Here is a 14,397-nt window from a genome sequence, read left to right as displayed (position 1 = left end):
ATAATTTGATGGCTTTAAACTAATAACCAACCAAACTATTTCATTAACCATGTTCAAAAACATACTGGCATTTGTATGCGTTTTTTATTGTGCTACCTTATTTGTAACGGCGCAATCCATGAACCAAGCACAAGGCAAATCAACTCAACAGAGTAGCACTAATTCAACTGGAACTTCTAATTTAGTAGTTGACAATAATACCGCTACAATTTCTCAAACAAATAATGAATTAAATGCTTGGTGGCAGGTTGATTTACAGAGTAATACTAACATTAACTTAATTAAAATATTTAAGGGTTCGGTAAGTCTATCAAACTTCTATGTTTTCGTTTCAGATCAGGATTTGTCGGGTATGAATTTTGCTAATATCTTATCAGATTGTTCGGTAGATTATATATATGTTGCTGATACGGTGTTGGATGAATTAAATATTCCCACAGCATTATCTGGACGTTATGTACGTATACAATTGGCAGAAACCAACGTATTATCTTTAGCTGAAGTTGAGGTGTATCAAGATACTTCATCAAACCCTGTGTGTAACGATTTTTGTCTAATCGAAGATTTTGATAGCAAACTGAATGGGAGTATTAGAGATCAAGATGGTTGGAAGGCTAATCCTGCAGGTGCTTTAGATGGGGCAATTGTAGATTCTGAGCCTACTGAAGGTTTCACAGGGAAAGCCTTGATGTTAGACCCAAATGGTGTTGTGTTTCGTGGAAATGCCTATAAACCTTTGAATATTAACGCTATTGCGGAAGGTGATATGGGAACACTGTTTTTTCAGGTTTCGGCTGAAGATGTTTTGAATACAAATTCGTCATTCGGACTTAGTGATTTAAACAATCCTCGTTTAACCGATGGGGGTACAGGGAATTTAGATCTTTCTTCAGATTTTGAAGTACAAATTATCTTAAATAACGGTCAGTTTGGGGTTCGTCATGGCGCTAACAACAGTTATTTTACGAATATTAAACCAGAAAACGATATTGTGTACAACGTTTGGGTAGTAGTTGATAATCAAAATGATCGTTTTCAAGTTTTTGTTCAAGGCGGTGCTTATAGCTTTCCAACACCTGCTTCCATCACAGGCGGACAAACAAATTTTGCGTTTCGTAATGGCAGCATAGAATCATTAAAATCAATTTATTTGTTAAATGATCCAGATCAAGTTGGAACAGGAGTCGTTTATGTCGATCATTTTTACTTGGATAATAACAAAGAAAATATAGCCATGCCTGTAACAGTATCGGATCTTTCGAAATTTGTGGCCATTGAAACTTTTGAAGCGCTTAATATCGGAGAAATTAACGGTCAGAATCAGTGGATATCAGATACCAGTAACGCAACGGTTGAAACAGACCCTGATCATAATACAAATAAAATCATGATTTTTTCAGCTGGAGATGGCACAGTTTATCATGAAATTCCTAACGTAAGAGATTGTGAAGTAGGTACGTTATTTTTCCGAATAAAACGTGATGGTAATCTTAATGAAAATGTAGGACTTTCTGACGCCGTTTCACCTTCAGAATACACCGATTTTGAAAGTCAGATTAACATCACTCAGGATGAGCTAAGAGCCCGAAATAGCGCATCATGGACAAGTTTACAAGACCTCGATAATGATTTATGGTATTGTGTCTGGATGGTTTCAGATAACACTTCAGATAGCTATAAAATTTATATTCAAGGGACCGATGAAACGACACCAAGATTGGTTGGTTCGAATATAAATTACCGCAATGGTACCGCTACCAATCCATTAACCACATTTCTTATGAAGCAAAGCGACCGCAGTGGCATTTCGGGAACTTTTAGTATCGACGATATTTATTTGCATCATAATGAAATTAATTTAAGTCATCCGCATACAAAGACATGTGTTCATGAAGAACCAATTCCTGACCCAAATCAGCCCCTTGATGATCCTATTGCAGAACGCATCACAACTGATGGTTTAGGCCTTATATTAGAAGAGTTTGTAACGATACCGGCAAGTAATAGTGGGGCTCCTAACACAAGAATAAATTTTTTAGGACATGCTAATGATGGTAGCGACCGACTATTTGTTAACGACCTTAATGATAAATTACATGTTATTATAAACGGAATTGTTTCCACCTATTTAGATGTGAGTGCTGCATTTCCTTATTTCGCTGAAGAACCACGTTTGGGGTCTGGTTTTGGCTTTTTCGCTTTTCATCCTGAATTTGCTACTAATGGTAAATTTTATACGGTGCACACCGAAAGGTTTGAAGCTTTAAACACGTATACCCCAGATTATATTTCTGCAGGAACCGATGATATGCATGGTATAATTACAGAATGGACAGCTACAAACCCTGCTTCCAACGTATTTTCAGGAACAAAACGTGAAGTTTTAAGAATAGGATTTGATACGTACCTGCACGGCTTTCAGCAAATAGGATTCAACCCTAACGCCATTAGCGGGAGTGCCGATTATGGATTACTTTATCTAGCCCTAGGTGATGGGGAAGAGAACCCCGTGTTTTCTGGTGCGCCTCAAGATATTAGTGTGCCTCATGGTAAAATATTACGCATAGACCCACTAGGTAACAATGCTCCTAACGGCGCGTACGGCATTCCTTCAGGAAATCCTTTTGTGAATACTGCTGGGGCTTTAGGAGAAATATGGGCTTATGGTTTTCGTAACCCTCATCGTTTTAGTTGGGATTCCGAAGGCACAAATAAAATGTTTATAGGTAATATAGGTGAAAAAAATGTAGATGCTGTTTATCTTGGTGAACCTGGTGCAAATTATGGTTGGAATGCGCGCGAAGGGTCTTTTTTATTTAAAACAACAGACCCTAATAATGTGTATCCACTCCCTGTAAATGACAACTTTGGTTATACCTATCCTGTTGCCCAGTACGATCATGATGAAGGCTATGCATTGCTAGGCGGTTTCGTTTACCGTGGGAATACCTATCCAGATCTTCAAGGTAAATATATTTTTGGAGATGTTGTTAAAGGCCGTATTTTTTATACCGAAGAAAGCGACATGATTTCAGGTCAGTCTTTTGCAAAAATAAATGAGTTCATTATTTATGATGAAAACTTAAATCAAACCAGTTTTTTGAATTTAGCAAATTATTCACGCGCCGACCTTCGTTTTGGTATGGATGCGCAAGGTGAATTGTATGCCCTTTCAAAGCAAAATGGTAAAATTTGGCGTATTAAAGGAGAGCGCACGCTTACTACCGATGCTATTGCTGAAGTTTCAGAAATCAAAGTATTTCCAAACCCGGTTAAAGATCTTTTAAATATTAAACTGAACAACAAATTTGAAGGGTATGGGACAGTGGTCATCATGAATACTTTAGGTCAAATGGTTAAAACAAATAAAATTAATTGTATTTCAGGCCAATTTAGTGTTTCAGTTAACAATTTGCCAAGTGGTATGTATCTTATAAATGTTTCAATAAATAGTGAAGCACATACAGCTAAATTTCTTAAAATTTAAAAGCGAATAAACACCATATTCTGCTTTATTACAAATTTTATAAAGGGTGTCTATCTCAAAAGAGATGCCCTTTTTTAACACCATTTATAAATTGAAATTGAATAAGTTTTTCTTTTTGGAGATTTCGTCTAAATTAGCAGCTTTTCAATATTTATTTTTGAAAAAAGTTAATTTACATTTCTATGTTTTAAAGTTTTTTCCTCAAAAAAGGAGACTATTTTTATATTATTAAACCTACTTATTTATATGATTGTCACTAAAGGTATACGACTAATTTCCATGTTAAAATGGTCTGGAATCCATTTGGCTTGGTAAATGGTGTTTATGACTGCGATAGCGCTTACTTGTCATTTTGAAATTGTTAATTTTAAGGTGCATTGGGTACCCGTTTCAGTTATTGGTACTGCAGTTGCTTTTTACGTTGGTTTTAAAAACAATCAGTCGTATGAACGCTTATGGGAAGCGAGAAAAATTTGGGGAGGTATAATCAATGAAAGTCGTACTTGGGGAATGATGGTTGATGGCTTTGTTTCTAATTATTTTACCAATGAAAAAGTTTCTGAAGAAGAATTAAAAACTATAAAAAGAAGCTTGGTTTATAGGCATTTAGCTTGGGTGTATACCCATCGTAGTCAATTATTGGTAACCACCACTTGGGAACATGCCAGTCAAGGGGGGCACACAGGAAGAAGAACAAAATATTTGCAAAAAAACTACGGGGTTGGTTTAATTAATGATTTAACCGAAACAGAATTGAAATTGTTTTTATCGGAAGAAGAACATGACCGTTTGGTTAAATGTAAAAATACAGCAACACAAATAATTAACGAACAATCTAGGCATTTACATGAATTGAGAGAGAAAGGTTTAATAAATGATCTAAGACATGTTGAAATGCAAAAAGTACTACGCAGTCTTTATACGTTGCAAGGAAAAAATGAACGCATTAAAAAATTCCCATTGCCACGTCAATACGCAAATTTGAGTAGATATTTTGTTGGGATATTTATAGTTTTATTGCCTTTTTCTTTAATACCTGAAATGTTTCAAACTGAAGGTGGATGGGTTAAATGGTTATCTATACCTGTAACGGCTTTAGTAGGCTGGGTTTATGTGTGTATGGAGCTTGTTGCCGACTACTCTGCAAATCCATTTCAAGGCCTCGCGACAGATATCCCTATGTTGTCCTTGTGCAGAACCATAGAAATAGATTTAAGAGAAATGTTAGAGGAAACAGATTTGCCTCCAGCTATTGAAGCTAAAAAAGGTGTTTTAATGTAAAAACAAATTACCATGAAGTCGATGTCATTGTCCTAACTAAGGCAGAGCAAGCCTGAAACATAATTAACCAAGAGGTGTTTTTAAAGTGTAAGCTATTAAAACACCTCTTTTTTTGTAATTCCAAATAATCAGGTCAACTCCTTACGGAACGGCCAACTATTGTTTTTAACAAGAAAAGTGCCTTTACAGAAGCCCAGCCAAATGAAAGTGGGAGAGAAGGAGTAGACTTTATTATTAATACTAAAAATGGTAATGCTTATCAATTATTCTTTAAATGTATTGATGCTGTTACAGAAAAAAGTATTAAAATACCAAAATACGATTTAGGCGAATTAAAAGAAAATCTATTAATTGGTTTAGTTCTTTTAATTGAGAGCGAAGCGAAAGTTTTATATTTAATTCCATCAACCGTATTTTTAACTCCAAATGCTATATTTAAAAGCAATGACGTAATGTTAGCGCATTTATCAAATTGGGAAATTAGTGTGTTTACAAATGCAATTCCAGAATTGAGCAAGTATGCTTTAAATAATACAAAGCTTTAGTAATGAGAAATATATTATTTGTTTGTTCAGCAAACAAAGACCGTTCAAAGACTGCCGAAGATTATTTTAGCAAACATTTTCCCGATTTATATTTTGATTCTGCTGGGACGAATAAAAACACTTGTAATAAGCTTGGAACAAACTATATAAGTGAAGAACAATTAAATATAGCTGATAAAGTCTTTGTAATGGAAAACAAGCATTTAAAAGTAATTAAAGAGGTTTTTGGTAACAAGTATTTTAATAAAATAACTGTACTTAATATTAATGACATCTATAAATATGGTTCTAAAGAATTGATTGAAATTCTAAAGATCAAAATTATTATGTAAAATAGAATTTCTAATAGGAACGAAAATAAAACATTAATAGGAACTCAAAATATAACAAGTGTATAGAAATTTATTTTTCTTAAATTTTATACTCTTGTGGCAAGTTAACGAGAATCTTCTGAAAAAAATTACAACGAAGATTTCCTCGAATACGCAATTTTCAATAACATCTAAAAACTAGCTTTTTTTTTGGCGTTGGCAAGCGGCGGTAAATTGTGTTTAAAAATAAATGTTATTGAAACATTTAAATTTTTAAAAAGCAATCGAGTGATTGGCAGCGGCAATTTTACATAACGGCAAATTATAGTACAGAAATAGAATTATGATGCTTCTTGAGAATCGCATATTTAAAAAATGATTAAGGATTGTACAGAATTTTAAAATTATACGAAAAGCAAAACGATAAAGTTTAATGACCCAAGTTTGAGTTTTCTTTTAATTCTAAAAACTTTCTGGGATATTTTACATAATAGAGAATTATAGCTACACACTAATAAATACAACTACGAAGCCACAATTTGCTTGTACATAATTACTATCAATATAAGTCTGGGACGTTATATCTGTAATTATGTCAAATATCGCCCAAAAGCGCTATTACCCTAATTGTTGTAAAATGCACTATAATTTATATTATGTAAAATAGAAATTCTCAGTATCTACTCTAACTAGAATAATTTGTCTATTACAATGAAATATCCCACTGTACTCTAAAACGTAAACCATCTGCAGGTTCCACAAGTGAATTTGCTTCTATTTGAAAATATGTGAATTCAGTTGTTAATTTGTTTCTATGACCATTAAAAAACCAATTAAAAGCCAATCCGAATTCTTGTTCTAGATCTTTGGCAATTTTGGTATTCGGATTATAGTTTGCAAAACGTCCTGCGATTTCTAGCGGTTTTGGTACGAAATCCAAAATATTTGAAAAAAAGTAACCTGCTTGTAAATACATACCCCTTAAATGGGTTTCGGTATCATTTACATGATCTAATATGCTTTGCGGTGTAATTCACTTTGCCATGAGAACCCTTTATATTTAAAAGCTGTTTCAATCATAAACTGGTCTACTTTGTATTGTCCAGCGATTCCTTGGTCAAAACCTTCTAATTGCCCGCCACCAGATTGCGAAAATCGCGTATAAGGACTTGTATTTGATGCGGTGGCGATTGCTAACAAAGCTTCTGGTTTTTCTACAAAATCTAGATCTGATCCAGACATAGATACTTCGCGTCCAAGTATATTCCATTGTAAACGCCCCACATACATGAGTTTGTTATCATCATTTTCCGTAGAACCTCGTCCTGTTCCTGTTAGCAAAGACAGATGATAAGTTAAGTCTGCAGGCGAAGCTTCAAATAGGCGTCCGAAAAACGAAACCCCTTGTTGTCTGTCGATGGTAAAGGGTCTTGTAATGATTGAACGATCTACCATTTGCTGTTTCCCAGAGGAAATTATACGTTCACGATTATAATAGGTTTTCCACTGGCCTACTTTTATTTTAAACCCTTTCCATTTTTCAAACATAACTCTGAAATCCAGTAAATTAGACTGCGATAATTCATATTCAAAATAATACTTTAAATCTGGATTAAAAGCGTGACCACCTACCTTTAGTCGTGCACGGTTTATTTTAAAAACCGTTTTTTTCGTAGCATAAAAATCGTCATACGTTAGCGGGTTTTGATCGCCCGGTGTTGCAAATCTAAATTGTAATCGAGATTCAATTTGAAGAAGATGCTTATTATCAGAAGTTTTAAATTGCAACCCTTTACTTGTGTATTCAATTGCAATTTTTTTACTGGGTATCGAATCTTGCTTGATATCTTGGCTCATGGCATTAGCCCAGATTAACATAAAAGTTAACAATGCTTTTATAGTCAAGTGGCTCGGTAATTTTAAAAATCGAGTTTGCATTTTAATTTTTTGTTTGCATAAATTTATAGATATTGTTACAATTTTCGTTGCGAATCTTTTAAAAAACACAATAACAATTTAACATAAATCGCTCATAAATCTGTAGTTTAATTTATGTAAATATTAGAGTTAACTGTATATTTGCACTTTCAAAATAAAGAATGAAAAACAGCTCAAAATCTAAAAGTGAGAAATCACGTATTAAGCTATTACATCAGTATTATAGCTATACAGGGTTTTATAGTTTTGTATGGCAGGCAGTTAAAAAAGCTTTGCCTTATATTATAGGTATTGTGATTTTGATTTATGTTATAAATCATTTTTTTGACATCAATGCCGCGCTTACCGAACTCACCGAAATATTGCCAGCTTGGGGAGTGTTAAGTTTCTTTTTTGTATCAGAAACACTTTTAGGTCTTATACCACCTGAAATTTTTATTGCTTGGTCTGGTAAAATGCATAGTCCGTGGTTTTATTTGAGTTTATTAGCCGTATTGTCTTATGCAGGAGGACTTCTAGCTTATTGGATGGGCAGAACCATTACCAAGATTCCATCGGTACATCATTATTTAGAAGTGAAAATGGAAAAGCAACTTAAAAACTCCAAAAAATGGGGTGGTTTTTTAATCGTTGTGGGTGCTTTATTACCACTACCCTTTTCAATTTCTTGTATTGCAGCAGGGATTATAAAATTTCCTTTTAAGGCAGTGATTCTCTATGGATCTTTGCGCTTGTTACGATTTGTAATTTACGGATTGGTTATTTTTCATGCCCTTTAATTTTTTAAGTTATTGGTTTTTAGGGGGTAAATTAATTTAATAAAACAGAAAATTATGTTTTCATCAATCAATATTTTTAGACTCATAGCCCTTTTAGAAGGTGTTTCGTATATTTTATTATTATTCATTGCCACACCAATTAAGTATTTGGCAAACGATCCGCAATATGTAAAAATGTTAGGTATGCCTCATGGTTTATTGTTTGTGGCCTATGTTGCTATGGCTTTTATGTTTAAAAAAGAATTTGCTTGGAACACCAAACAATTCTTCACGGTTTTAATAGCTTCAGTTATTCCTTTCGGAACTTTTTATATTGACAAAGTATACCTGAAAAAATTAAGCGCTAAATGAATAATTTAAAACGTCGTTTTTTCGATTACCTAATTTCTTTGGGTTTAGATGAAAACCTTGCTAAATACATTAACGCTTTTGTTTTACTTTTAGGATTACTTATTATTATTTTTCTGATTGATTTTATCATTAAAAAAATAATTCTTCAAGCATTTACTCAGTTGTCTACTCGTACTAAAACGAATTTTGATGATTTATTGATTACAAATAAAGTACCAAGGAATATTGCTCATATCATTCCTTTTATTATTGCCTTAGAGTTTATCCCAGATATTTTTGTAGACTTCCCCGATTTTGAAATTATGATCGAAAAAGGGTTGCAAGTTTTTGCTATTATATTAATCCTTTGGGTGGTGAGAAGCTTGCTAAATACACTAAAAGATTATCTAAAAACCTTACCACGATTAAAGGACAAGCCCATCGATAGTTATATTCAAGTCTTTATGATTTTCGCATGGACCGTTGGTGTATTTTCTGCTATTGCAATAATGACAGGTATCCCATTTATCAATTTTATTACAGGAATGGGAGCTATTTCTGCTGTGATACTTCTGGTTTTTAAGGATACGATTCTTGGTTTTGTAGCTAGTATTCAGGTGGCAATTAATGATATGGTGCGTATTGGTGATTGGATTACTTTTGAAAAATATGGCGCCGATGGTGATGTGATTGAAATCAATCTGGCTACAGTAAAAGTTCAAAACTTTGATAAAACCATAACGACTATTCCGCCTTATGCATTAATTTCAGATTCATTCAAGAATTGGCGTGGCATGACAACTTCCGACGGACGTCGTATTAAAAGAGCTTTACTGATTAAGCAAGATGGTGTTAAATATCTATCAAATGAAGACGTTGAAGAGCTTAAAAAAATTCAACTTATAACCAGTTATTTAGAGCATAGACAGGCTGATATTGATACTTACAACAGCTCCAATGAAGTTGATAAAAGCTTGTTGCTTAACGGGAGAAATTTAACCAACCTAGGTGTTTTTAGAAAATATATCGATTCGTATCTGAATAATCATTCGGCTGTTAATAAGGACATGATGATTATGGCCAGACAATTAGCGCCAACTACCCAGGGAATTCCTTTAGAAATCTATGCGTTTAGTAGCGACAAACGTTGGGCAAATTACGAGTATATTATGTCTGATATCTTTGACCATTTGATTGCTGCACTACCCTATTTTGGATTAGAAATCTTTGAACTGCCTAGTAATTCAAGTTTTAATTCCAAGTAGTTTTATTTTAAGGTTTGCCTTGTTGAGCGTGATTCATTATTCCTCCCTAGGCAGGTGACTACAATTTACTGCCTTAACTTCAAAGGGTTTTATAATAGTGCACTGTGGAAACGATTGCTTATTTTAACATTTTAAAAGACTACTATGATGCAAATAAACGATAAATCAGGAAATAAGAGCTACCAAGCAGAATCAAAAAGATACGATGGCATGAGCTATAGGCGTTCTGGGAAAAGTGGCGTACTATTACCGGCATTATCTGTCGGATTATGGCATAATTTTGGGTTTGTAGATAACCTTCAAAAAGGAAGAGAGATTCTTAGGACAGCCTTCGATTTAGGGATTACACACTTTGATCTTGCTAATAATTATGGACCGCCTTACGGCTCTGCTGAAGAAAATTTTGGAACCATTTTTAAAAATGATTTTAAACCTTACAGAGATGAATTGTTTATTGCTACCAAAGCGGGTTATGATATGTGGTCAGGACCTTATGGTAATTGGGGTTCTCGAAAGTATTTAATTTCCAGTTTAGACCAAAGTTTAAAACGTATGGGGTTAGATTATGTGGATGTATTCTATCACCACAGACTAGATCCGGACACCCCTTTAGAAGAAACCATGGGCGCATTAGCCGATATCGTGCGTCAAGGAAAAGCATTATACGTTGGTATTTCAAATTACCAACCTGAAGAAACTCAAAAAGCGGCGGCTCTTCTAAAAGAGTTAAAAGTACCTTTTATTTTACACCAAGCCCGTTATTCCATGTTTGATCGCTGGGTTGAAGATGGTTTATTGAATACATTAAATGATAACGGTGTGGGATGCATTGCGTTTTCACCCTTAGCACAGGGTTTACTTACAGATAAATATATCAATGGAATTCCTGAAGGTTCGAGAGCATCAAAAAAATTAACTTATTTAGATGAAGATACGGTGTCTAATAATCTTGATAAAATACAAAAACTTAATGCTGTTGCTCAAAACAGAGGACAGAAACTTTCGGAAATGGCTATTGCTTGGATTTTAAGACAACCTCAGGTGGCTTCTGTTTTAGTCGGTGCAAGTTCTTCTAACCAATTAAAGGAAAACGTCAAGGCTTTGGATAATTTGAAATTTTCTAATGATGAATTGAATCTTATAGAAAAAATAATTTCCTAATATCTAAATTGGGGTTGTTAGCAAAAGTGCTATTCCTTAAAAACGATTACTGTAGCTTTCACGCCAGTAGCGAGATTCCATTGGTTGTGTGTTACAACTTTGCCCGTATCGTCAACAACTCTAAATTCGGCTGTATTTGGTCCAGATTCTCCTTGATTTAGTGCAACGAAATCAATGCGGTTCTCTCCTGGGTGTAAATCCAATTTAAAACCTTGAAATCCGTTGGAAAGAAAAATACGCGCTTGTACCACATCATCATTAACACGAACTTGGATGACATCGCCGTCTACATAGCCGTGGTCCCGATAGACTACATTTACAAACAAAGCACTACTTGTAAAATCACCCAAAAATTGATCGACAGTACTTCCATTTCGCATCTCCATCTCTTCTTTGCTCAACTTTAAATGATCTAGAGTTTTGTTGATTTTATCGACATACAATTCACCAGGATCTCCAAATTCTTCATCTGAAAACATGGAGAATTCCTTTTTTGGAAAAGGTAAGTTCGGTATAGGTTTAGGAATATTTAAATCGGGTTCAGCCTTTATTTCTGTATTTTCCGAACTGGAGTCATTCGTTTCTTTTGGAGCTTCAACTGCAGGAATACTAAAAGACTTATTTCGACTATCAATCTGAGCATAAGCAGATAGTGAAAATAAAATCATAAAAAGATAGACGATATAAGATTTCATTAATCTTTTAGTTATGGTATTAATTGAGGTTTCTACGCCGACAAAGATATTTTTTTCTACGAAACTCAAAAGCTTCATTTCTATATTTAGTAGATGTTTAACAAATAAGGTATAAAAACAACATCATAAGTTCTTAAGCTTTATGTTTTTATGCACACGAAAGTAATTCATTATGGCATCAATATTATTTATGGTCTTTAATTTCTACACCGTATTCAATATTTACCACTCTTCTACCCCATTGCTTCGCAGCTTCAACATCTAAACCCATATAAACATCAATATGATTTTTATAACGCTTATTCATTTTGTCTTTTACTATATAAATACCTTCAAGGCCTTCAATTTTTACTAGTGTATTATATGGCAATTCTTTTTTTAATAAATCGCGTGAAACGGCAATATATTTTTGTCCTGGGTGTATGCTATCACCAAATGCTGTGATATTAGGATTAGAACTTGTTTGTGCTACCAAAGAGTTATAAGCTGAAGCCGAAACTGTTTTTGGGTGCCAGGTATAGAGAATTTTAACGGGCTGTTCTTGTTTGCACCCCATAACTGTCAAAAAAATAATGAATAGAAGTAGTCTCAAAATCTGATTTTATTCTAATAAGATAAGAAATTAATAAGCAATTAAGCTGCTTAGCGCTATTTCAAAACGTGTTTTTGGTAAATATTGATCTTCTAAAGGTTTTGCAAAAGGAATAGGAGTTTCTAAACTACCCACACGTTTAACTGGCGCATCCAAATATTCAAAACAATATTCCATGATAAGAGCAGAAATATCACTTGAAATACCGCCAAATAACGAATCTTCTTGTAAAATAATGGCTTTTCCTGTTTTTTTAACTGAATTATAAATCGTTTCAGTATCTAAAGGCTGAAGTGTTCGTAAATCAATAAGATCGGCTGAAATGTTAGGATGCTTTTCTAAAGTTTCTAAAGCCCAATGTACGCCCATACCATAGCTGATAATTGTGATCTGTTCTCCCTTTTTGATAATTGAAGCTTCGCCAAAAGGTAAAGTATAATAGTCTGTTGGCACTTTCTGACTAATAGTTCTATACAGTCCTTTATGTTCAAAATACAAGACAGGATTGGGGTCGTTAATAGCGGTGTTTAATAAACCTTTAGCGTCATACGGAAATGCTGGATAAACCACTTTTAAGCCTGGGGTTTTTGTAAACCAAGCTTCATTGGTTTGCGAATGAAAGGGACCAGCACCAACACCGCCACCACAGGGCATCCTGATCACCACATCGGCATTTTGTCCCCATCTATAATATGACTTAGCTAATAAATTCACTACAGGGTTAAATCCAGACGATATAAAATCTGCAAATTGCATTTCCACAATACTTTTAATTCCGGCTATAGATAAACCCATTGCCGTTTCAATAATAGCCGATTCACAGATGGGCGTATTACGTATGCGTTCTTTTCCAAATTGTTCGAAAAAGCTTTCAGTGATTTTAAATACACCGCCGTATTCAGCGATGTCCTGCCCCATGATAACCAAATCTGTATGACGTGTCATACTTTGTTTTAAAGCATTAGAAATAGCATCAACAAAACGCATCTCTATTGAAATTGTGGTATTATTAACAATCTCAATATCATCTGCTTGAAATAAGTCATCTAACTCTTTAGTTTCATTTGAGGTAATATCAGGTTCACTAAAAGAATACTCCAAATTATCCTGGATGCTTTGAGTAAAATTCGCTTTTATCTCCTTGATAAGTGCACCTGTAAGTATATGTTCAGATTTCAAAAATTGCTCGAAATTATCAATAGGATCTTTCGTTTTCCATAGGTCAAAAAGAGCTTTTGGCACATAATCGGTTCCGCTAGATTCTTCATGGCCACGCATTCTAAAGGTTTTAAATTCGATTAAAACTGGCCTAGGGGAATTGCGCATACTTACAGCAAGTTCTTGAACTTTAGAATACACCTCAATAATATTATTACCGTCTATAACATGAGATTCCATGCCATAACCTAATCCTCTAAGGGCTAAATTTTCACAGTAAAATTGCTCATTTGTAGGTGTTGATAAGCCGTATCCATTATTTTCAATACAAAATAAAACCGGCAACTGCCATACTGAGGCTACATTTAAAGCTTCATGAAAATCACCTTCACTGGTTCCACCATCGCCGGTAAAAACGGCTGTAATTTGTTTTTTGTTTTTCAGCTTACTAGCCAGTGCTATACCATCGGCCACACCCATTTGTGGTCCTAAATGTGAAATCATCCCCACTATTTTGTGTGCTTGTGAACCAAAATGAAAAGAGCGATCCCGACCCTTTGTATATCCAGATGCTTTGCCTTTCCATTGTGAAAACAATCGATATAAAGGCATATTTCTAGTGGTAAACACCCCTAAATTACGATGCATTGGTAAGATGTATTCATCATTATTTAAAGCCATAGTAACCCCTACTGATACCGCCTCCTGACCAATGCCTGAAAACCATTTACTAATTTTACCTTGTCGTAGTAAAATAAGCATTTTTTCTTCAATTAATCGTGGTAATAACATCTTTTTGTAAAGTGCCATTAAACAGCTATCATCTAGATGTTTGGTATTGTAAATCATCCCTTG

At 34.2% G+C, this 14,397-nt stretch carries 12 protein-coding genes; 7 read left to right on the top strand and 5 right to left on the bottom strand.

All coding sequences use genetic code 11. The features are described from left to right. Window positions 1-118 precede the first annotated feature (118 nt). The 3 genes from KO493_RS10235 (at window position 119) to KO493_RS10225 (ending at window position 5,645) form a co-directional block, all read left to right on the top strand. The gene (locus KO493_RS10235; RefSeq protein ID WP_216067868.1) at window positions 119-3,487 is read left to right on the top strand and encodes a PQQ-dependent sugar dehydrogenase; all 3,369 of its coding nucleotides are present in this window, start codon (window positions 119-121) and stop codon (window positions 3,485-3,487) included. Between the two features lie 324 nt (window positions 3,488-3,811). Continuing rightward, window positions 3,812-4,768: a bestrophin family protein gene (locus tag KO493_RS10230; RefSeq protein WP_216067867.1), complete on the top strand. Its 957-nt coding sequence runs from the start codon at window positions 3,812-3,814 to the stop codon at window positions 4,766-4,768. A 547-nt stretch (window positions 4,769-5,315) separates the two neighbouring features. Then, window positions 5,316-5,645 (top strand): phosphotyrosine protein phosphatase, encoded by a 330-nt coding sequence (locus KO493_RS10225; protein WP_216067866.1) that lies wholly within the window; start codon window positions 5,316-5,318, stop codon window positions 5,643-5,645. Between the two features lie 685 nt (window positions 5,646-6,330). Here the strand turns inward: KO493_RS10225 and KO493_RS15930 are convergent. Both KO493_RS15930 and KO493_RS10220 read right to left on the bottom strand, forming a co-directional pair. Next, a complete protein-coding gene (locus KO493_RS15930; RefSeq protein WP_252723212.1) occupies window positions 6,331-6,600 on the bottom strand; it encodes a hypothetical protein in 270 nt (89 codons plus the stop codon). Window positions 6,601-6,635: 35 nt separating this feature from the next. Continuing rightward, a complete protein-coding gene (locus tag KO493_RS10220; RefSeq protein WP_252723211.1) occupies window positions 6,636-7,502 on the bottom strand; it encodes a porin in 867 nt (288 codons plus the stop codon). 221 nt (window positions 7,503-7,723) lie between these two features. Between KO493_RS10220 and KO493_RS10215 the strand changes: the two genes are divergently transcribed. From KO493_RS10215 to mgrA, 4 genes are all read left to right on the top strand, one after another. After that, on the top strand, window positions 7,724-8,341 hold the full coding sequence (locus KO493_RS10215; protein WP_216067864.1) for a YqaA family protein: 618 nt from the start codon (window positions 7,724-7,726) through the stop codon (window positions 8,339-8,341). Window positions 8,342-8,395: 54 nt separating this feature from the next. Next, a complete protein-coding gene (locus tag KO493_RS10210) occupies window positions 8,396-8,692 on the top strand; it encodes a DUF3817 domain-containing protein (RefSeq protein ID WP_216067862.1) in 297 nt (98 codons plus the stop codon). Further along, window positions 8,689-9,936, top strand: coding sequence for a mechanosensitive ion channel family protein (locus KO493_RS10205; protein WP_216067861.1), 1,248 nt, complete (start codon window positions 8,689-8,691; stop codon window positions 9,934-9,936). Before KO493_RS10210 ends, KO493_RS10205 begins: the two co-directional genes overlap by 4 nt. 147 nt (window positions 9,937-10,083) lie before the next feature. Continuing rightward, window positions 10,084-11,097 (top strand): L-glyceraldehyde 3-phosphate reductase, encoded by a 1,014-nt coding sequence (mgrA, locus tag KO493_RS10200; protein WP_216067962.1) that lies wholly within the window; start codon window positions 10,084-10,086, stop codon window positions 11,095-11,097. A gap of 29 nt (window positions 11,098-11,126) precedes the next feature. On the opposite strand, the gene KO493_RS10195 is transcribed toward mgrA, so the two are convergent. The 3 genes from KO493_RS10195 to KO493_RS10185 all read right to left on the bottom strand — a co-directional run bounded on the left by KO493_RS10195 (window position 11,127) and on the right by KO493_RS10185 (window position 14,391). After that, window positions 11,127-11,792 (bottom strand): hypothetical protein, encoded by a 666-nt coding sequence (locus KO493_RS10195; RefSeq protein WP_216067860.1) that lies wholly within the window; start codon window positions 11,790-11,792, stop codon window positions 11,127-11,129. 184 nt (window positions 11,793-11,976) lie between these two features. Continuing rightward, window positions 11,977-12,348 carry a 3D domain-containing protein gene (locus tag KO493_RS10190; protein ID WP_216067858.1) on the bottom strand — a complete coding sequence of 124 codons (372 nt, stop codon included), beginning with the start codon at window positions 12,346-12,348 and terminating at the stop codon, window positions 11,977-11,979. Between the two features lie 66 nt (window positions 12,349-12,414). Continuing rightward, window positions 12,415-14,391: an alpha-ketoacid dehydrogenase subunit alpha/beta gene (locus KO493_RS10185; protein WP_216067857.1), complete on the bottom strand. Its 1,977-nt coding sequence runs from the start codon at window positions 14,389-14,391 to the stop codon at window positions 12,415-12,417. Window positions 14,392-14,397 lie beyond the last annotated feature (6 nt).

The sequence above is a fragment of the Pseudotamlana agarivorans genome (assembly GCF_018860245.1).
Classification (GTDB): Bacteria; Bacteroidota; Bacteroidia; order Flavobacteriales; family Flavobacteriaceae; genus Pseudotamlana; species Pseudotamlana agarivorans_A.
This window is presented reverse-complemented; position numbering and strand designations above follow the sequence as displayed.